This is a genomic window from Allobrachymonas denitrificans DSM 15123, from assembly GCF_900110225.1.
In the GTDB taxonomy this organism is placed as follows: domain Bacteria; phylum Pseudomonadota; class Gammaproteobacteria; order Burkholderiales; family Burkholderiaceae_C; genus Brachymonas; species Brachymonas denitrificans.
This window is the reverse complement of sequence record NZ_FOCW01000001.1, coordinates 1,144,925-1,165,081: the sequence shown is the minus strand read 5'-3', so window position 1 is coordinate 1,165,081 and position 20,157 is coordinate 1,144,925. Positions and strand designations below refer to the sequence as shown.

At 64.1% G+C, this 20,157-nt stretch carries 18 protein-coding genes; 6 read left to right on the top strand and 12 right to left on the bottom strand.

Annotated elements, in window-relative coordinates; translation table 11 throughout:
• The first annotated feature begins 7 nt into the window (after window positions 1-7).
• The 3 genes from BMW28_RS05420 to BMW28_RS05410 all read left to right on the top strand — a co-directional run bounded on the left by BMW28_RS05420 (window position 8) and on the right by BMW28_RS05410 (window position 3,487).
• A complete protein-coding gene (locus BMW28_RS05420; RefSeq protein ID WP_091814778.1) occupies window positions 8-1,414 on the top strand; it encodes a patatin-like phospholipase family protein in 1,407 nt (468 codons plus the stop codon).
• A 143-nt stretch (window positions 1,415-1,557) separates the two neighbouring features.
• Entirely contained in the window at window positions 1,558-2,451 is an 894-nt protein-coding gene (locus tag BMW28_RS05415; protein ID WP_091814776.1) for an NAD(P)-dependent oxidoreductase, read from the top strand.
• Window positions 2,452-2,638: 187 nt separating this feature from the next.
• Window positions 2,639-3,487: a chorismate transformation FkbO/Hyg5 family protein gene (locus BMW28_RS05410; RefSeq protein ID WP_091814773.1), complete on the top strand. Its 849-nt coding sequence runs from the start codon at window positions 2,639-2,641 to the stop codon at window positions 3,485-3,487.
• 147 nt (window positions 3,488-3,634) lie between these two features.
• Here the strand turns inward: BMW28_RS05410 and BMW28_RS05405 are convergent, their stop codons facing one another.
• Window positions 3,635-5,455 (bottom strand): DEAD/DEAH box helicase, encoded by a 1,821-nt coding sequence (locus BMW28_RS05405; protein ID WP_234969989.1) that lies wholly within the window; start codon window positions 5,453-5,455, stop codon window positions 3,635-3,637.
• A 319-nt stretch (window positions 5,456-5,774) separates the two neighbouring features.
• Here BMW28_RS05405 and BMW28_RS05400 point away from each other — a divergent pair, with 319 nt between their 5' ends.
• Together BMW28_RS05400 and fusA are read left to right on the top strand one after the other, a co-directional pair.
• A complete protein-coding gene (locus tag BMW28_RS05400; RefSeq protein WP_159430721.1) occupies window positions 5,775-6,335 on the top strand; it encodes an acyloxyacyl hydrolase in 561 nt (186 codons plus the stop codon).
• A 105-nt stretch (window positions 6,336-6,440) separates the two neighbouring features.
• Complete coding sequence (fusA, locus tag BMW28_RS05395; protein ID WP_091814764.1) at window positions 6,441-8,504, top strand: elongation factor G; 2,064 nt, start codon at window positions 6,441-6,443, stop codon at window positions 8,502-8,504.
• 25 nt (window positions 8,505-8,529) lie between these two features.
• Here the strand turns inward: fusA and BMW28_RS05390 are convergent, their stop codons facing one another.
• The 5 genes from BMW28_RS05390 to BMW28_RS05370 all read right to left on the bottom strand — a co-directional run bounded on the left by BMW28_RS05390 (window position 8,530) and on the right by BMW28_RS05370 (window position 13,956).
• Entirely contained in the window at window positions 8,530-11,061 is a 2,532-nt protein-coding gene (locus BMW28_RS05390; protein ID WP_091814761.1) for a YgiQ family radical SAM protein, read from the bottom strand.
• A 162-nt stretch (window positions 11,062-11,223) separates the two neighbouring features.
• Window positions 11,224-11,565, bottom strand: coding sequence for a hypothetical protein (locus BMW28_RS05385; protein ID WP_091814757.1), 342 nt, complete (start codon window positions 11,563-11,565; stop codon window positions 11,224-11,226).
• Window positions 11,562-12,353: an SIR2 family NAD-dependent protein deacylase gene (locus tag BMW28_RS05380; protein WP_091814755.1), complete on the bottom strand. Its 792-nt coding sequence runs from the start codon at window positions 12,351-12,353 to the stop codon at window positions 11,562-11,564. Before BMW28_RS05380 ends, BMW28_RS05385 begins: the two co-directional genes overlap by 4 nt.
• A gap of 28 nt (window positions 12,354-12,381) precedes the next feature.
• Window positions 12,382-13,125 carry a 23S rRNA (guanosine(2251)-2'-O)-methyltransferase RlmB gene (gene rlmB, locus BMW28_RS05375; RefSeq protein ID WP_091814752.1) on the bottom strand — a complete coding sequence of 248 codons (744 nt, stop codon included), beginning with the start codon at window positions 13,123-13,125 and terminating at the stop codon, window positions 12,382-12,384.
• Window positions 13,126-13,233: 108 nt separating this feature from the next.
• A complete protein-coding gene (locus tag BMW28_RS05370; protein WP_091815549.1) occupies window positions 13,234-13,956 on the bottom strand; it encodes an ABC transporter ATP-binding protein in 723 nt (240 codons plus the stop codon).
• Window positions 13,957-14,072: 116 nt separating this feature from the next.
• Between BMW28_RS05370 and BMW28_RS05365 the strand changes: the two genes are divergently transcribed.
• Window positions 14,073-14,741 (top strand): arylesterase, encoded by a 669-nt coding sequence (locus BMW28_RS05365; protein ID WP_091814747.1) that lies wholly within the window; start codon window positions 14,073-14,075, stop codon window positions 14,739-14,741.
• 106 nt (window positions 14,742-14,847) lie between these two features.
• Here BMW28_RS05365 and BMW28_RS05360 read toward each other — a convergent pair whose 3' ends face one another.
• The 6 genes from BMW28_RS05360 to BMW28_RS05335 all read right to left on the bottom strand — a co-directional run bounded on the left by BMW28_RS05360 (window position 14,848) and on the right by BMW28_RS05335 (window position 20,157).
• Complete coding sequence (locus BMW28_RS05360) at window positions 14,848-16,071, bottom strand: PLP-dependent transferase (RefSeq protein ID WP_091814745.1); 1,224 nt, start codon at window positions 16,069-16,071, stop codon at window positions 14,848-14,850.
• 22 nt (window positions 16,072-16,093) lie between these two features.
• Complete coding sequence (locus BMW28_RS05355; protein ID WP_091814742.1) at window positions 16,094-16,648, bottom strand: DUF2062 domain-containing protein; 555 nt, start codon at window positions 16,646-16,648, stop codon at window positions 16,094-16,096.
• Window positions 16,649-16,668: 20 nt separating this feature from the next.
• Complete coding sequence (locus BMW28_RS05350) at window positions 16,669-17,193, bottom strand: phosphoribosyltransferase (protein WP_091814740.1); 525 nt, start codon at window positions 17,191-17,193, stop codon at window positions 16,669-16,671.
• A gap of 49 nt (window positions 17,194-17,242) precedes the next feature.
• Window positions 17,243-18,649: an adenylosuccinate synthase gene (locus BMW28_RS05345; RefSeq protein WP_091814737.1), complete on the bottom strand. Its 1,407-nt coding sequence runs from the start codon at window positions 18,647-18,649 to the stop codon at window positions 17,243-17,245.
• Between the two features lie 57 nt (window positions 18,650-18,706).
• A complete protein-coding gene (locus tag BMW28_RS05340) occupies window positions 18,707-19,885 on the bottom strand; it encodes an ATP phosphoribosyltransferase regulatory subunit (protein WP_091814735.1) in 1,179 nt (392 codons plus the stop codon).
• Between the two features lie 80 nt (window positions 19,886-19,965).
• Complete coding sequence (locus tag BMW28_RS05335; RefSeq protein ID WP_091814732.1) at window positions 19,966-20,157, bottom strand: DUF2065 domain-containing protein; 192 nt, start codon at window positions 20,155-20,157, stop codon at window positions 19,966-19,968.

Below are 20,157 nucleotides of genomic sequence, written 5' to 3'. Positions count from 1 at the left end.
TCTGCCCATGCCCTCTTCCTTCAAGCTGCTCGCCTCCCTGCTGCTGGTCCTGCTGCTGCAGGCCTGCGCCTCCGTGCAATACCAGCCGCTAGCCACCATCGACCGCATCTCGCCCGATGAGGGCTACCGCCCCCGCCAGGCCATTTCGCAACAGAAACTGCCCGGCAACGCGGATGATGTGTTCATGGTGGTGATGTTCTCGGGCGGCGGTTCGCGCGCCGCTGCCCTGGGCTATGGCGTGCTGGAGGAGTTGAACCGCCAGCGTTTCGACTGGAATGGCAAGCCCCTGAGCCTGTTTGACCAGATCGACATGACATTCGGCGTTTCGGGCGGCTCCATGCTCTCTGCGTACCACGCCCTGCATGGCGAAGACATCTTCGACAACTTCGAGCGTGATTTCCTGAAGCAGAACCTGCAGGACAACCTCAAGCGCAAGGTGTTTGCCGTGGCCAACTGGTCGCGCCTGACCTCGCCCCAGTTCGGCCGCGGTGACCTGCTGGAAGAGCAGCTCAACCAGACCCTGTTCCGCCATGCCACGTTTGACGATCTCGCGCGCAAGCGCAAGGGGCCGTTCACCGTTATTGCCAGCACCGACATGACGGCAGGAACCCGGCTGGATTTCACACAGGAAGTGTTCGACGCCCTGTGTCTCGATCTGTCGAAGTTGCCGATTGCACGGGCGGTGGCGGCTTCCAGCGCCGTGCCCCTGGTGTTTGCGCCGCTCACGCTCAACAACAACGGCGGACATTGCGGCTACGCCATCCCGGAGGACATGGAGCGCGCCGTGTTCCACTCCGATCCCAACGCCCTGCAGACTGCCACCCGGCGCGAGTTGCTGGACAGCGTGCTGAGTTACGGCGACCGGTCCAAGCGCCCTTACATCCACCTGCTGGATGGCGGCCTGGTGGACAACCTGGGCATGGGCAGCCTGCTGGAAATGACCCAGCTCTACAGCAGTCAGCAGCTCTACGACCAGTTCACGCAGCGCAAGACGCGCAAGATCGTGGTGATCAACATCAATGCGCAGAACCGCATCGACACGGCCATCGACCAGACGGCCGACGTGCCCAGCACCCGCTCCGTCATGCAGGCCCTGGTCGACATCCCGATCGACCGCAATTCGGAAGAAAGCGTGCGCCAGTTCCGCCGCATGGCCGACAACTGGCGCAAGGACGAAGAGCGACGCGTTCGTCTGGAAGGTGGCGAGCCCATCGCCATGTACTACATCAGCCTGGCGCTGAAGGATGTGGCCGACCCTGCCCTGCGCAAAGAGATGCTCAACGTCCCCACCACGCTCTACCTGCCCGGCCCGACCGTGGAAAAGCTCAAGCGTGTAGGGGCCGAGCTGCTAACGCAGTCCGAAGAATTCCGCCAGTTGCAAAAGGCGCTTGATCTGAAGCGGGTGGAGCCCTGAGCCATCTGGAGCGCCGGCCTTGTTGAAGCAAGGCCCGGCTTGCCCGCTGGATGCAAAGCGTTGCGATCCGGCTTCGTCCGCATCGCTGGCTGCCGCTATGATTGCCGCATTCGTCGCCCGGCGCGACGCCCGGATTTCCATTGATGACCGATTCTCTTTCCGAACGCCCCGTGCTTGCCTTGCTGGGCACTGGCGCCATGGGTTTTCCCATGGCTCGTCGCCTGTGCGAGGCAGGCTTTACCGTCCACGTCTGGAACCGCACCGCCAGCAAGGCGGAAGGCTTGCAGCAATACGGTGCCATCTGCCACCCCACGGCCGCCGAAGCCGCTGCACAGGCCGATAGGGTCATCAGCATGCTCGAAAACGGCTCCGTGGTGCATGAGGTGCTGTTCGATCAGGGCGTGGCGGCAGCCATGCGCCCCGGCGCACTGTGGATCGACATGGCCAGCATTGCGCCATCCGAGGCGCGTACACACGCGGAGCAGCTGGAAGCACAGGGTCTTCGCGCTCTGGATGCACCAGTTTCCGGCGGCACCGTGGGCGCCGAACAGGGAACGCTTTCCATCATGGCAGGAGGCAGCGCGGCCGATTTCGCTGCTGCCCTGCCCGTGTTTGCCCCGCTCGGCCGAGCCACGCATGTGGGCCCTGCCGGCAGCGGACAACTTGCCAAAGTGGCCAACCAGATGATCGTCGGCACCACCATCGGTGCCGTGGCCGAGGCCCTGATCCTGTGCGCCAAGGGCGGCGCAGACATGGGCAAGGTGCGCGAGGCGCTGATGGGCGGCTTTGCCGACAGCCGTATCCTGACCCTGCACGGTGAACGCATGGTTCAACGCGATTTCGCCAAGCGCGCCCGCATGGACGTGCAGCTCAAGGACATGCGCAACGCCATGGCCACCGCCGCCGAACTGGAATGCACACTGCCGATTGCCACGCTGGTGGAGCAGCTTTATGCGCAAGCCATCTCTCATGGGCTCTCGGAGCTGGATCACTCCGGCCTGTTCCGCGAACTGGCCAACCGCAATGGTCTGGAGTAAGCCGATGAAGGATTTGCACTGCCGGACGCCGTTGCTCACCTGCCGCCTGATCAGGAAGAACTTGTCGAGGCATGCTGACATCTGCTCAGCAGATGCTTCATATGATCCCGATCAGGGTTTCATACTAGGAAATGCGATCTATGGATCAGGAAAGACAGGCGACACTGCCGGCCATTTCGCGATCCCCATGGCCAGCGACACCCCCGGAACCGAGTGGCACGAAACCTGGCTGAGCCAGGCCCCGGTCCAGGCGCTGCAGTACGGCAACTACGCCTGCCGTCACAACACCGAGGTCCTCTGGGGCTGCACCGCCATTCCCGTTCCGGCCAAGGGGGCATGCGCTCCTGCAGTCGCTGCAGCCTATCTGGAACTGTTCAACCTCCTGCAGGCCAGCGGATTCCCGCACCTCTGGCGCATCTGGAACTACATTCCGCGCATCAACCAGCCCAACAGCGAGGGGCTGGAGATGTACCGCGATTTCAACTTCGGCCGTGCCGAGGCCTTTGCCGACGCCTACGACCAGGGACTGGTGCAAATGCCCTGGGCCACGCGCCACATGCCTGCCGCTACCGGCATTGGCTGTGACGGGGACAGCATCCGCCTGTATTTCCTGGCGGGACGCAATCCCGGCACGCATGTGGAAAACCCGCGCCAGGTGGCAGCCTACCGCTACCCGGCCGACCATGGCCCGCGTCCCCCCTGCTTTGCCCGCGCCAGTACGGCGCGCCTGCCCGGCAGCCAGCCACTGTTCATTTCCGGTACGGCCAGCATCATCGGTCACCAGACCGTGCACATCGGCAATGTCGTCGCACAAACACACGCAGCCATCGACAACATTGCCCTGGTAGCCGGCAATGCAGGATCCAGCCTGCAACAGCTCACGCTGTACAAGGTCTACGTGCGCCATGCGCGTGATCTGGAACAGGTACGCAGGATCTGCACTGAACGACTGCCCGCCCAGGCCCAGGTGGCCTACTTCGTGGCGGATATCTGCCGCTCCAACCTGCTGATGGAGCTTGAGGCCATGCAGCATTGAGCTGCTGCGCCCACAGCCAATCAAACGCACCATTGAAAAAGCCCTGCTGAATCAGCAGGGCTTCGTTCTTTGCAGAGGGCGTATTGCTGCGGCTGACAAGCCGCTCACAATCGCTTCAGCTCACGGAACTGCGTGAACCCGAACCGCTCAGCGACCGCGCTTGCCGGAATGGTGGCCGGCTGCCATGGCACCGCCACGCATGCCACCGCCTTCGCGACGCGGACCATTGCCGCCAAAGGAAGGACGGCCGCCGCCGCCAAACTCCTGGCGCTCCGGACGGCGACCGGCATGGTGCGCTGCCTCGCGCTGCGGACGACCCCAGCTGCCACCGCCCTCGGCATTGGCACGCGGCTGACGCGGAGCCGGAGCACCGCCGTCAAAGCCACCGAAACCGGCCACGCGACCCTGGCTGAAGCCCTTGCGCGGACCATTGCCGCCAAAACCGCCCCTGCCACGACCACCACGGCCTTCACCGCCGCCAAAACCGGCGCGGCCCTTGCCCTTGGGCGGATGGCGCGTCGGTGTGCGCTGCTCGGGCTCCAGGCCCGGCACCACGGCCGTCATGAACGGCTGCCTGGTGTAGTCCTCGATGTCCCACACGCGGTTGCGATCGCGGAACTCGGCAAAGGTCACGGCAATGCCGCTGCGGCCGGCACGGCCGGTACGGCCGATACGGTGCGTGTAATCCTCGGCCTTCATCGGCAGGCCGAAGTTGAACACGTGCGAAATGCTGGGCACGTCGATACCACGGGCCGCCACATCGGTCGCCACCAGGAATTGCACCTTGCCCTGGCGCAGGGCCATCAGGCGTCGGTTGCGCAGACCCTGGCTCAGGGCGCCGTGCAGTGCCACGGCCACGAAACCGGCCTGCTGCAGGTCTTCGGCCAGGCCGTCACACTCGATCTGCGTGCTGGCAAACACGATGGCCTGCTCGATGGAGGGATCACGCAGCCAGTGGTCCAGCATGGCACGCTTGTGCGCGAAGTTGTCGGCCCAGTAGAGCTTTTGCTCGATGGAGGCGTGCTTCTCCTGCGGAGAATCGATCTGCACCTTCTGCGGGCTGCGCATCACGCGGGCAGCCAGCTGCTGGATGCGCGGCGCGAACGTGGCGCTGAACATCATGGTCTGGCGACGGTCAGCCGTCAGCTGGTGGATTTCGGCCAGGTCTTCCTGGAAGCCCAGATCCAGCATGCGGTCGGCCTCGTCCACCACCAGGAACTGCACCTTGTCCAGCTTGATCTGCATGGAGCGCTGCAGGTCCAGCAGGCGGCCGGGCGTGGCCACCACCAGATCAGCATTCTGCAGGCGTGCGATCTGCACAGCATAGGGCATGCCGCCCACCACGTGCGCAATGCGCAGGCCCTTGCAATGCTTGACCAGGTCGATGGCATCATGTGCCACCTGCTGCGCCAGCTCGCGCGTGGGGCACAGCACCAGCGCGCCCGGCTGGGCCGCCTTGAAATGGCGACGGTCGGTCGGGTTCTTGCGACGCGGCTTCTTGGGCGGCTCCTCGCCGTTGGCGATGGCCTCGTCAATCTTGCGCTGCCACTCGGCCTTCTCGGCGGCGATGGCGTCCTGCTGCTGCTCCAGCAGCGTGTGCAGCACGGGCAGCAGGAAGGCGGCAGTCTTGCCGGAACCGGTCTGGCTGGACACCATCAGGTCCACATAGTTGTGGCCCTCGGCATCCTTCTCGGCCAGCGCCATCGGGATGGCAGTGTTCTGCACCACGGTCGGCTGGGTGTAGCCCAGGTCCAGGCAGGCCTGCACCAGCGGCTCGGCCAGACCCAGCTTCACAAAGCCGTTGTCGCCTTCGGCCACGGGAGCCAGTGCGTCAGCTGCCAGAGGGGCATGCAGATGCGGGTCCGGAATGGTGTTGTTGGTCTCGGAAATGGCCTGCAGGGCAGCATCGGCCATGGAAATATCGGACTGCGCCAATGCGGCAGCCCCAGTGGTCTGGTTTTCAGTCATTTTTTTACTCGCACGCACGCAGATGCCCGTTGCGGGCTGCGTGTGTCAGGGTTGAAAAAGTGCATCAACCGTCTGACAGCATTCACCACGAAAAATGTGGGAGAAGGCCAAGTGGCCTGAGGTGCTAGATGGGAGATGTACTGCGATTGGCGAAGGCGTCCTACGCCTTGGTCACCAAAGAGATGGGATTATCGTCGAGATTGGTGTTTTTACCAAGTGTTTTTCCGTGCGTTGTTTGTTGGCACCAACTGACTTTTCACGCGGGAATAAATTGAAGTCCCTAGAATCCGCCTCTTCTTGCAGAACTTCAGGATCCTCCATGCACTCCCCTTCCCTTCCCACCGGCCAGCTACGCAAGGCGTTTCTGGCAGCTCTGACGTTTACTGGCTTCACTTCCAGCGCTTGTGCGTTCGACGCAGGCATTGTCGCCGGCCCAGCCGTAGATGGTGACGTATCCAAGGCCGGGATCGTGCTTGGCTGGGATCACCCGGGAGAACCCCTGTGGCAGGGAAAGAAGTGGCATCTCGGCCTGCGCCACGAAGCGAGTGTGTCGCAGTGGCTGGTGAAGCAGCACAAGGATGTGGTCGAAGTCGGCTATTCGCCGGTGCTGCGGCTGTACCGCAACGCCCCGCCTGAACAGGGGCGCTTCTTCGCCGAAGCGTCCATTGGATTGCGCCTGCTGTCGCGCACGCAAGTGACGGCAGACAAGAACGTCTCTAGCGCCTTCCAGTTCTCGGACATGCTCGGCATGGGCTACCAGTGGGGCCGCGACGCGCAACACACCGTCGGCCTGCGCTACCAGCACATCTCCAACGCAGGCATCAAGAAGCCGAATCCGGGCATGGATTTTGGCGTGCTGTACTACCAGCACCGTTTTTGATCTCGCAAGCCGGCGATTGGTCGACCTGCATCAACAAATTGCTGCGCCCGTTTCCGGCAAGCCGCCGCGCCGGTGCTATGCTGCTTTCAGAAGGAGCAAAGCACTATGACGACACTTTCCGGTACCGCATTTTCCATCGCCCCTGAGAACATCCGAACCCTGGCGCTGACCGGCGCGGCAGGCAGCGGCAAGACCACGCTGGCAGAGGCCCTGCTGCAACAGGCTGGCGCCATTGCCACGGCAGGCACGGTGGAGCGTGGCAGCACCGTCAGCGATCACGATCCGCTGGAAATCAAGTCCCAGCATTCGCTGCAATCCGCACTGATGCACATGCAGCGCGGCGACACCCGCATCCACATGATCGACACCCCCGGCCTGCCCGATTTTGCCGGCCAGATCCTGCCTGCGCTTGAGGCTGTGGAAACCGCTGCCATCGTCATCGATGCCGCCAAGGGCATCGAACCCATGACCGTGCGCCTGATGCAATATGCTGCGCAATGCAATCTGGACCGCGTCATCATCGTCAACAAGATCGATGCCGCCGAAGCCGACCTGCCGGGCCTGCTGCAACAGATCCAGCAAACCTTCGGCAAGGAATGCCTGCCGCTGAACCTGCCCGACGCCGGCGCCAGCAAGGTGGTGGACTGCTTCTTCAACCGTGATGGTCACAGCGATTTCGGCGCCGTGGCCGATGCCCATCGGGCCCTGGTGGAGCAGGTGGTGGAAGTGGACAGCGATTTCGTCGAGCGCTACCTGAACGAAGGTGACGTGGATGCTTCCGAACTGCATGCCCCGCTGGAGCAGGCCATGCGCGAGGGCCACCTGATTCCGGTGTGCTTCGTGTCCGCCCGTACCGGAGCCGGCGTGGCCGAGCTTCTGGACATCATCGTCAAGATGCTGCCCAACCCGTCCGAAGGCAACCCGCCCGACTTCCTGCGCGGTGAAGGCGACGCTGCCGTGCCCGAGCACGCCACGCCCGACCCGGCCGCCCATGTGCTGGCCCAGGTGTTCAAGATCAGCATCGACCCCTACGTCGGCAAGCTCGCCATGCTGCGCGTGCACCAAGGCACCATCCGCCGCGACAGCCAGCTTTACATCGGCGACGGCCGCAAGCCATTCAAGGTCGGACACCTGTTCCTCGTGCAGGGCAAGGAGCATATCGAGGTGCCCCAGGTTGGCCCGGGCGACCTGTGTGCCATCGGCAAGGTGGACGAACTGCATTACGACGCCGTGCTGCACGACGCCGCAGAAGATGCCCACATGCATCTGGCGCCCCTGCCCTTCCCCGTTCCCGTCTATGGCGTGGCCATTTCGCCCAAGCGTCGCGGCGACGAGCAGCGCATGTGGGAAATCATGGGCAAGCTGGTGGCGGAAGACCCCTGCCTGCGCATCGAGCATGTCGCAACCACCAACGAAACCATCATCTACGGCCTGAGTGAACTGCACATGCGTCTCATGTTCGACCGCATGCGCGAGGTGTACAAGTTCGAGGTCGATACCCGCCCCCCGCGCATCGCCTACCGCGAAACCATCACCCAGGGGTCGCAGGCCCAGTACCGCCACAAGAAGCAGACCGGCGGCGCCGGCCAGTTTGGCGAGGTGCACCTGCGCATCGAACCGCTGCCACGTGGCGCCGGTTTCGAATTCGCCGACGAGGTCAAGGGCGGAGCGATTCCCTACCAGTTCATTCCCGCCGTGGAAAAAGGCGTGCGTGAGGCGCTGGCTACCGGTGCCATTGCCGGCTATCCGGTGGTGGACGTGCGCGTTGTGGTGCATGATGGCAAACACCATCCCGTGGACAGCAAGGAAATCGCCTTCGTCACGGCCGGCCGCAAGGCCTTCCTCGAAGCCATGCGTGCGGCACGCGCCGTGGTGCTGGAGCCGATCGCCAAGATGCAGATCACCGCGCCCGAAAATGCCGTGGGCGCCATCACGGGCGACCTTTCCACACGCCGTGGCATGGTAACGGGGACCGATGCCGCCAACCTCGGAAACATGGTGGTACAGGCCCAGGTGCCGCTGGCAGAGATTGCCGGCTACCAGGCCCGCCTGCATGCCATGACCGCTGGTCAGGGCACGTATTCAGTGTCCCTGTCGCACTACGAGATCGTGCCGCCGAACGTGCAGCAGCAACTGGTGTCCGAGTACAAGGTGCAGGACGAGGATTGAGGCTCGGGGCGACTTTGGGTCACCCTCACCCCCGCTTGCCACGCCCGACCGGGCTGCCGCGCTTTGCGTCAAGGCGGCTTCGTCCATCTGGACGTGCTGAGCCCGGGCGCATGGGTTTCGCGCCGGACTTGGCACCCAGTTCACGCGGTGGCAACCCCGTATGCTGCGTCAGCAGGGTACCCTTGACCGGCTTGCCTGATGCCCCACTCCGCTTTGCCGGCGTTGCCACGGTGGCGCGCTGGCCGGGCGTGGTTCCGACGGTCGAGTTGGTACGGCGCGGGCTCTGGTAGCCCCCATCTCCCAGCGGCTGCCAGGTCGGAATCAGATGCTGTTTGCCGTTGCCGATCAGGTCGGCACGGCCCATGGCCTTGAGCGCCTCGCGCAGCAGCGGCCAGTTGTTCGGATCGTGGTAGCGCAGGAACGCCTTGTGCAGGCGACGGCGGCGCTCGCCCTTCACCACGTCCACCACTTCCGCGCGATCGGCATTGGGGCCATCGGGGCGGTGCACCCCCTTGAGCGGGTTCATGCGCGAGTGGTACATCGCCGTGGCCGTGGCCATGGGGCTGGGATAGAAGGTCTGCACCTGATCCGCACGGAAGCCGTTGCGCTTGAGCCAGAGCGCCAGATTCATCATGTCCTCGTCGCTGGTACCGGGGTGCGCAGCAATGAAGTACGGAATCAGGAATTGCTGCTTGTTCGCGTCCTTGCTGAACTTCTCGAACATCTGCTTGAAGCGGTCGTAGCTGCCGATGCCCGGCTTCATCATCTTGGACAGCGGTCCCTGCTCCGTATGCTCGGGCGCGATCTTGAGATAGCCACCCACGTGATGCTGCACCAGCTCCTTCACGTATTCGGGCGACTTCACCGCCAGGTCATAACGCAGGCCGGAACCGATCAGCACCTTCTTCACGCCCGGCAGCTTGCGCGCACGCTTGTAGATGGCGATCAGCGGATCGTGGTTGGTGGTGAGGTTCTGGCAGATGCCCGGATACACGCAACTCGGCTTGCGGCAGGCTGCCTCGATCTCCTTGCTCTTGCAACCCAGCCGGTACATATTGGCCGTCGGCCCGCCCAGATCGCTGACGATGCCGGTAAAGCCCTGCACCTTGTCGCGCATGTCCTCCACCTCGCGGATGATGGACGCTTCGCTGCGGCTCTGGATGATGCGGCCCTCGTGCTCGGTGATGGAGCAGAAGGTGCAGCCGCCAAAGCAGCCGCGCATGATGTTGACCGAGAAGCGGATCATCTCCCAGGCCGGGATCTTGGTGGCGCCGTCATGGCGGCCATTTTCGTCGGCATAACGCGGGTGCGGGCTGCGTGCGTAAGGCAGATCAAAGACCCAGTCCATTTCTTCCGTCGTCAGCGGAATCGGAGGCGGATTCAGCCATACGTCACGCGCAGTATGTCCCTCGCCATGCGCCTGCACCAGCGCGCGGGCGTTGCCGGGGTTGGTTTCGAGATGGAGCACCCGGTTGGCATGCGCGTACAGCACGGGATCGGCCTTGACCTGCTCGTAGCTGGGCAGGCGGATCACGCTGCGATCGCGCACGATAGAGGCGACACGGTGCGATGGCTGCACGGAAGCGTTCTTTGGCTCGCTCCCCTTCTCCACATTGACCGCCGGGGCAGACAATGCTGGCGCCTTGTTCCCGGCAACCGCACCACCCGGGCTACTGTCCTGCCGGCGCACAATCCGCACGACCTGCTCTCCGGCAGCCTGCGAAGTAGCGCAGGCCTGTTCCTGAGCGCGTTCACCCGTCGTCTGATACGGATGCACGTGCTCATCGACACGGCCCGGCTGGTCCACTTCGGAAGAATCGATTTCCTGCCAGCCTTCGGGACTGCTGCGCATCACGAATGCCGTGCCGCGCACATCGGTAATGCTCTCCACCGGCTCGCGCTGGGCCAGACGGTGCGCCACTTCCACCAGCGCACGCTCTGCGTTGCCATACAGCAGCAGATCGCACTTGCTGTCCACCACCATGCTGCGGCGGACCTTGTCGCTCCAGTAGTCGTAGTGGGCAATGCGGCGCAGGCTGCCCTCGATGCCACCCAGCACGATGGGCACATCCTTGTACGCTTCGCGGCAGCGCTGGCTGTAGACGATGGCGGCGCGGTCGGGACGCTTGCCGGCCTCGGCGCCGGGCGTGTAGGCATCGTCGCTGCGGATCTTGCGATCAGCCGTGTAGCGGTTGATCATGCTGTCCATGTTGCCAGCGGTCACGCCCCAGAACAGGTTGGGCTTGCCCAGCGCCTTGAAGGGTTCGGCACTCTGCCAGTCCGGCTGGGCGATGATGCCCACCCGGAAACCCTGCGCTTCCAGCACGCGGCCGATCACGGCCATGCCGAAGCTCGGATGGTCGACATAGGCGTCGCCAGTGACCAGGACGATGTCGCAACTGTCCCAGCCCAGCTGCTCCATCTCGGCGCGGCTCATGGGCAGGAAAGGCGCCGTGCCGAAACGCTTGGCCCAGAAGGGCTTGTAGCTGTTGAGCGGCTTGGCGGAAGAACGGGAGGTAAAGGCGCGCGAAGTACTGCGGGCGCTGGTAGCAATCATGCGCGCATTCTAGTTTGTGCAGGGTTTTGGCGCCAGCAGAACGGGCAACGCCCTGCCCTGGCAACGGCTTTGGCGTGCCTGTTCACAACAGGGGCAAAGGGCTTTGGTCGCCCTGCCCCTGCGCACAGCGCCATCGACACACGGCTTGCAGCCAGCGCCCCCTCAGCGCGGGTTCTCGAAAAACACCATGTTGGTGTAGTCGCTGATCTCGAAGTACACCTTGCGCTCGTCGGGATCGGCCACGAAATTCAGGTTTTCGTCCAGCACGCCATAGCCGAAGCGGTAATTGCGCGCGCGCCCGTCATCGGTGCCCATGGCCGTGCTCATCTTGTCGATCTTGAGAAAGCGGCGCACCACCTTGTCGCCGGAGTACACCTCCAGCACGCCGTTCGTGCCGGTCCAGTTCTGGATATCGCGGCTGATCTTGTTCTGCTGTTCCTGGGTGCAGCCCAGCAATGCCATGGCAAGTACAACGGCAGCCAGTCCGGCTTTTCGGAGACTCATGCGCCCTCCTCCATCGTCACGCTCTGTGACTCCACCTGCAGCAAGGACGGCAGGCACTCGGCAGCCTTGCGGCGCAGCACGCAGTCGGCCAGATCATCCAATTCAGTCGGAGCGGTATTGATGATGACCACACGCGCGCCGGCGCGGCGCGCCACATCCGCGAGCCCCGCTGCCGGATACACGAGGCCGGAAGTGCCGATCACCAGCATCAGCTCGCAATTGCCCGCTGCCTCATCGGCACGGAACAGGGCAATTTCGGGCAAGGCCTCGCCGAACCAGACCACGCCAGGGCGCAGCATGTTTCCGCAGACATCGCACTTGGGCGGATGCCCGTCGGTGGCAGTAGCCGGCTCGCAATCGCGTTCAGGGAAGCGTTCCTGCGGGCAGGGGCGCAGCCAGCGATCCTGCTGCAGATTTCCGTGCAGGGCCAGCACATCGCTGCTGCCCGCCTGCTGGTGCAGGCCATCCACGTTCTGGGTCACCAGCGTCAGCCTGCCTGGATGGCGAGTGGCAAACTCTGCCAGCGCATGGTGCGCCGCATTGGGCTGCACCTTCGCAACCAGCTCGCGCCGCCACGCATACCAATCCCAGACGCGCTGCGGATCGTGGCGGAACGCCGCCTCGGTCGCCAGATCCTCCGGCTTGAAACGGGCCCACATTCCGGTCTGTGCGTCCCGGAAGGTCGGTACGCCGGATTCGGCACTGATGCCGGCGCCAGTCAGCGCCACGATTCGCTGCGCCGACTGGATCCAGCCGCGCACCTGCTGCAATTTTTCCTGCAAGGGCATGGGACTCCTCTCCCTTCGATTCCGGGCGCTAGGGCTGAGCGCGCTGTCGCAGCGCCTCATACAGACATACGCCGCTCGCCACCGAAACGTTCAGGCTCTCGACGGCACCCTGCATGGGAATGCTGACCAGCTCGTCACAGGTCTTGCGCGTAAGCTGGCGCATGCCCGGCCCTTCTGCGCCCAGCACCAGAGCCGTGGGCGTACGCATGTCGACCTGATACAGCGTCTTGTCGGCATCGCCACTGGTGCCGATGATCCAGATATTGCGCTCCTTCAGTTCGTTGAGCGTACGCGCCAGATTGGTCACCATGAAATACGGCACGGTGTCGGCCGCCCCGCTGGCCACCTTGGCCACCGTGGCATTGATGCCGGCAGCGTGGTCCTTGGGGGCGATCACGGCATGCGCCCCGGCGCCATCGGCCACGCGCAGGCAGGCGCCCAGGTTGTGCGGATCGGTTACGCCATCCAGCACCAGCAGCAACGGCGGCTCGTCCAGGCTGTCCAGCAGATCGTCCAGCGACTGCTTGAGCTGGATCTCGGTCACGCGCGCCACCACGCCCTGATGCCCGTGGCTGCCGCTCAGGCGCGACAGGCGCAGGCCGTCGGCCTCCACCAGCTGCACCCTGGCTTCCTTGGCACGCTCGATGAACTGGCGCATGCGCGCATCGCGGCGCGTGGGGTCGACAAACACCTCCAGCACCGACTGCGGTGCCATTTTCAGGCGCACGCCGACGGCATGAAAGCCGAAAACAATCTTGTGGGATGAGGACATACTGGAATTATCGCCGCTGCACCACGCAAAACCGCATGGACCTCAAGGATCGCATGCGGTTTCAGAAGGCTATTCAGGGCCGGGCGCCCGGAACGGTCGCAACGTCGCTCAGGGGTGCAAGCCAACGACTCGCCCGTTCACTATTACCAGTTGCTGCTGGCACCCCTGTGCCAGCCCGGCGTCATGGGTTACCAGAACCAGTGTGGTGCCCTGCTCCCGGTTCAAGGCGAACAGCAGCTGCAAAATCCGCTCACCTGTCGCGGCATCCAGGCTTCCTGTAGGTTCGTCCGCCAGCAGCAGCTTCGGCCGTTGCACAAAGGCCCGTGCCAACGCCACCCGTTGCTGCTCCCCGCCAGAAAGCACCCGCGGATAGGCATTCAGGCGCTCCCCCAGACCCACGCGCTCCAGCATCGCTCTCGCCGCATCGCGTGCATCTGCGCGGCCTGCCAGCTCCAGGGGCAACATCACGTTTTCCAGCGCGGTCAGGTTCGGCATGAGCTGGAAATTCTGAAATACAAAGCCCATGGTCTGGCCACGCAGGGCCGCCCTGCCGTCCTCATCCAGCGCGAACAGGTCGGCTCCGTCCACCAGCACCGTGCCTGATGTCGGAACATCCAGCCCAGCCATGATGGCCAGCAGGCTGCTCTTGCCCGAACCGGATGCCCCCACGATGGCGGTCACGCTGCCGCGCTCCAGATCAAAACTGATATCGCGCAGAATGTGCAGCGTGCCGTCTGCCTGCTCCACGCTTTTCGATACGTTGCGCACGCTGACAATGGTGTCTGCAGCCAAAGGGGTATTGGACGGTTCGGTGGGCAAGGAAGAGCTCATGATGCAGGTCACTTGTAATGGCGGAAACAGCATCCATGGTAACCATGCATCCGCTGATGCATGTCGTGTCCGCATGCGTCCGGGAACCTTCGGTGCCCTTTTCCATTCCAATACCCATGACAACTTCGCCTTCTGCCTCCCTCCCGCGCCGCCGTGTATCCGGATTTGTCTGCGCCCTGCTTGCCTGCGCCTTTGCCACCCCGGCGCTTGCGCAGACAGCCGTACCGCCTGTCGTGCTTGTGGTCGGCGACTCCATCAGCGCCGAATACGGCCTGCCCCGCGGCTCAGGCTGGGTTAGCTTGCTGCAGAAGCAGCTGGACGCTGACAAGATCAAGGCCAAAGTGATCAACGCGAGCATCAGCGGAGACACCACTGCCGGCGGCCGCGCTCGTCTGCCACAGTTGCTGAAAACCCATCAACCCAAGGTCGTACTGCTGGAGCTGGGGGCCAACGATGCCCTGCGCGGCCTGCCGCTTGCGCAGACCCAAGCCAACCTCACCTCCATGACGCAGCTGGCGAAAAAGTCCGGGGCCAAGGTGCTGCTGCTGGGCATGCAGGTGCCGCCCAACTATGGCGCAAGCTATACACGCCAGTTCGCCCAGGTGTTCACGGACGTGGGCAAGGCGGAGAGCGTCGCAGTGCTGCCCTTCCTGCTCAAGGGCGTGGCCGACGCCCCAAATGCCTTGCAGTACTTCCAGTCCGACCGCATCCACCCCAACGCCCGGGCGCAGGCCACCATTGCCGGCAACGTGTTGCCGGAACTCAGAAAGCTTCTGCCGAAGTAATCGGCAGCGCTGTTGCCGCAGCAAAAACCATCGGGCATCAAAGCTGGCGTGACGACACATTCACGCCAGCGCAAGGACACGCTTGACGCATCCTCAGGGGATCGAATCAGACCGGCAGCACCTGCAAGGCCTGCGCCAGATCCGCCTCCAGATCGCGCGGATCTTCCAGTCCGATGCACAGGCGCACCAGCGTACCCTGAGCGATGTGCTCGGGCCAGACTTCGCGCATTTCTTCCAGCTGGTACGGCATGACCAGGCTGACCGGCCCACCCCAGCTGTAACCGATGCGGAACAGCTGCAGGCTGTCGCAGAAGGCATCGATTTCATCCTGGGTGTAGTGCGGCTCGAACACCACGCTAACCAAACCCGCCGCAGCCCCGTGCGGCTGATCCGGCGTGCAGCAGAGTGATTGCCAGTGCGCATGCCCGGGAGCATCCGCCAGGCTGGGGTGCAGCACCTGGGCGAAATGCGGCTGCTGTGCACACCAATGTGCAACATGGCGCGCGCCACGATCAGCCGCGTGGTAGCGCAGCGCCATGCTGGGCAGACTGCGCAACACCGCCTCCACATCATTCATGCCCACCCCGAATCCCATGCGCATGTGGCTCAGCAGGATGCGCTTGTGCAGTGCCGGGTCGCGCGTGATGACGCTGCCCATCAGCACGTCTCCGCCGCCGCTCGGATACTTGGTCAGGGCATGGATGCTGACGTCGACACCGACGGCATTTTCATCCCCACTGCGCAGCAAGTCGAATGGCTGGAACGCCAGGCCCGCGCCCCATGTATTGTCCAGGGCTGTCAGCACCCCCAGTTCGCGACAGGTGCGCACCTGTGCCAGCAGGTCGGGAAACTCCAGCGTCACCGATCCTGCCGCCTCCAGCCACACCAGACGGGTATTGGGACCGATCTTGTCCGCCAGATCATTCACATCCATGGGGTCGTAGTAGCGATGCGCAATCCCCCAGTGATCCAGCTCACCCTCGGCCAGCGTCTTGCTCGGGCCGTAGGCATTGTCGGGAATCAGCACCTCGTCGCCCGCATGCAGCAAGGCCATGTTGACACAGGCGATGGCAGCCAGCCCGCTCGGAACCAGCACCGCGTGGCGCCCTCCCTCCAGGGCACAGAGGCGCTCTTCCAGTGTGTAGCTGGTGGGCGTTCCATGCAGGCCGTAGGTGTAGCCGCTCTTGTCCAGCCAGGTACGCTCGCGCATGGCTGCCACATTGGGAAAGAACACGGTGGACGCCTTGCAGACCGGAGGCTGCGGCGCCTCGAATTCGGAGGGCGGCTGGTAGTCGTGATGGATGAGAGCGGTGCTGGCGTGACGTTTCATGCCGGCATGATAACGCGCAAATTCAGGCCCGCCCGCGGCGCATCTTGTACCACTGCCGCGCCGACCAGATCAGGCTGATCAACACGTAAGCCAGCACGCCTCCGGCGACTGCCAGAATGGCAAGCCCCACCATCAGCGGCCTGCCCATGAGCTTGATGCCTTCCCAGAAGCCGACCTTGCGGCTGCTCTCGATGGTGTGCTGCATCTCGCTGGCCTTTTGCCGCGCGGCGCTGGCCTTGTCCGGACCGGCTGCAGGCTGATCAGGTTCCAGCACCAGATTGCCAAGGCGATACGCCAGGTAATACACCGGAGCAAACGTCACCGGATTGCTCACCAGCGTACTGGCTGCAGCAGCCGGCAGGTTGGCGCGCAGCACGATGGCCGCCACCGCAGATGCCGGAATCTGGGCCACCGGCACCAGCATGCCGAAGAAGATGCCAATGGCAACACCCAGCGCCACCCCGTGACGCGACCAGACCCACAAGGCCGGCTGTCCCAGCCAGGGGGCGAGCCAGCCCAGCCAGCGGCTGCGCGCCAGCGTTTCCTGATCGGGGATCCAGCGCCGGAAGAAGCCCATGGTCGTCAGCCGGCTCCGCGTCAGAAGCCGAGCCGCGTGGACAAGGCCGCCGGGCGCACGGAGTCATAGTGCTCGAACGGCTGGTGGATCCACGGACTGGTGGGCAGGTGCTCGACCGAGTAATCCGGCTTGAAGGCCGAAACGCCCTTGGTCCAGAGCACGGCGGAGCGCAGCTCGGTAATCGCCGGGTAGTGGGAGCGCAGGTTTTCCACCACGGCCTGCAGCGTGACGCCACTGTCTGCCAGATCGTCCACCAGCAGCACGCGGCCCGCAATCTGGCCTCTGGGCGTGGTGATGTAGTGGGCAATATCCAGGGTGCCCTGCGTCTTGCCCTCGTTCTCGCGGTAGGAGCTGGTGGACATGATGGCCAGCGGCACCTCGAAGATGCGGCTGAGCACGTCTCCCGGGCGCATGCCGCCGCGCGCCAGGCACAGGATCGTGTCAAACTGCCAGCCCGACTCGTGCACCAGCAGCGCGAGACGCTCGATCACGCGGTGATACTCGTCGTTGGAGATATACAGATGCTTGCCGTCTTCCGTCAACATGGCCGGGCCTCCCAGTGAAGAACCGGCCTTGTGGGCCGGTGTGAATGTTTTAGCAGCAGGATTCGGGCGCTGCAAAGGGGTGACGCATCATGATGGTGTGATCACGATCCGGGCTGGTCGAAATCACGTGCACCGGCACGCCGGTGGTTTCCTCGATGCGCTGCAGGTACTTGCGTGCCTGTTCCGGCAGCTTGTCGTACTCGGTCACGCCCACGGTGGTATCGCTCCAGCCCGGCAGGGTTTCGTACACCGGCTTGCAGCGGGCGATGTCATCAGCGCCCAGCGGCAGGATGTCGATCTGCTCGCCGTCGAGTTCGTAACCCACGCACAGCTGCAGTTCGGTCAGGCCGTCCAGCACGTCCAGCTTGGTAATGCACAGGCCGCTCAGGCCGTTGACCTGGGCGCTGCGCTTGAGCAGTGCGGCATCGAACCAGCCGCAACGGCGGTTGCGGCCGGTGGTCACGCCCTTTTCGGCGCCCACCGTGGCCATGTGCCAGCCCGGCGTGCCTTCGGTTTCCCAGTCCAGCTCGGTGGGGAACGGGCCGCCACCCACGCGGGTGCAGTAGGCTTTGGTGATGCCCAGCACATAGTGCAGCATGCCGGGGCCAACGCCTGCGCCGGCAGCGGCGTTGCCGGCCACGCAGTTGCTGGAGGTGACAAAGGGATAGGTGCCGTGGTCGACATCAAGCAGCGTGCCCTGCGCACCTTCGAACAGCAGATTGCCGCCCTGCTTGTGCACTTCGTTCAGCTCGCGCGACACGTCGGCAATCATGGGCTTCATGACTTCGGCCTGCTGCATGGCTTCGGCATACACCGCGTCATACTGCACCTGGCCGTTCACCAGATAGGGCTTGAGCGCATCGCCAAAATCCACCTCGGCGGCATGCAGCCAGCTGCTCAGGATGTGGTTGTACAGCTCGATCAGTTCGCGCAGCTTGGCGGCGAAACGCTCGGGATGCTTCAGGTCCTGCACGCGCAGCGCACGGCGGGCAATCTTGTCCTCGTAAGCCGGGCCGATGCCGCGGCCGGTGGTGCCGATCTTCTCGGCGCCGGCACGGGTCTTGGCCGCTTCGCGGGCGATGTCGAGCACGGCGTGGAACGGCAGGATCAGCGGGCAGGCCTCGCTCACGCGCAGGCGCGAACGCACTTCCACGCCCGCCTTTTCCAGACCGGCAATTTCTTCGAGCAGCTTGGTCACGGACAGCACCACGCCGTTGCCGATGTAGCACTTCACTCCCGGGCGCATGATGCCGCTCGGAATCAGGTGCAGCGCGGTCTTGACGCCGTTGATGACGAGCGTGTGGCCGGCATTGTGGCCGCCCTGGAAGCGGACGACGCCGTTGGCGCTCTCGGTCAACCAGTCGACCAGCTTGCCCTTGCCCTCGTCACCCCACTGGGTGCCAACCACCACGACGTTGCGGCCCTTGGCGGCCTGGCCAGCCAGATTGTTGCTCATTGCATGTTCCTTCAATCAAAACAAAGGGTTAACGGGATCGCGCGAACAGCGATCCGCTCAGGCGGCGGACACGGGCTGCACCACCCATTGTCCGTCTTGCTCGACCAGCTTGCGGTCGCAGCAGGCAGTGTCTTCTTCGACGCCCTGCCCCGGGAAAGAGACGATGACGGTTTCACCACCGGCACGCAGCGCGCGCACGGTCTGGCGCCAGTCCAGTGCCTCGCGCCATTCGGCGGCAATGGCGGCCGGGCGCGCAGACGGCGTGGACAGGTTGGCCAGCGCCTTCACATCCAGGCTGAAACCGACGGCGGGACGATTGCGACCGAACACGGCGCCGACTTCGTCATAGCGGCCGCCACGCACCAGCGCCTCGCTGCAGCCGCGCAGATAGAGCGCGAAGCGCACGCCGCTGTAGTAGGCGTAACCAGCAGCATCGGCCAGGTCGATCAGCAGGGTAATGTCGGGATGCGTGCGCTGGATGTGATCGCACAGCCACTGGAGCTCGTCCAGCGCCTGGCTGATCTGCGGCAGCGCGGGCAAGGCATTGCGCGCCTTGCGGATGACGGACACGTCGCCGTACAGGCCGAGCAGCGCATGCAGCTGCTGACGCACCGCACCGGGCAGTGCCTGGGCAGCCAGTTCCAGCGCGTCGGCGTTCTTGGAGATCAGGGCCGTCTGCAGGCGGTCGATGTCGACATTGGCATCGGGAGCCTGCTGCAGCAATGCGGGCACGATGCGCGCATCGGCCAGGTCGGCCACCAGACCACGTTCCGTCGGAGTGTGCGCGCACTTGAGCGAATCGAGGGCCAGGGATAGGATTTCGAGCTCTGCGCCAGAGCCGCTGCAGCCATAGATTTCTGCACCGAACTGGAGCGGCTCGCGCGTGGCGTGGGGCTGCTCGGGGCGCGTATGCAGCACCGGGCCGCAATAGCAGAGACGGGCCACGCCTTCGCGGTTGAGCAGGTGGGCGTCGATGCGGGCGACCTGCTGCGTGGTATCGGCACGCACACCGAGCGTACGGCCGGACAGCAGATCGACCATCTTGAAGGTCTGCAGATCCAGCGCTTCGCCGGTGCCGGACAGCAGGGAGTCGATATGCTCTACCAGCGGCGGCATCACCAGCTCGTAGCCGTAGCTGCGCGCAGTGTCCAGCAGGGTACGCCGGTAGTCTTCAATCAGTCGTGCCTGCGCAGGCAGCACATCAGCGATATGGTCGGGAAGTACCCAGGCGGACATTGGAAAATATCAGGTCTGTTAAAAACCAGATTTTACAAGCAATCCATCAGGTTGACACAAACCGTCACCCGATGACCCACTCAGTTGCTGCTGATCCAGTACAGCAGCAACCCGCCAGCCACACTGATGAAGCCGAACAGGCGAATGCGGTGGTCAGGCAGGCGCGTGAGTTCCAGGAACACCTCGCGCCAGCGCGCCGGAAGCAGCAGCGGAAACAGGCCTTCGAACATCAGCATGAAGGCCAATGCCAGCCACAGCACATCGTCCTGCAT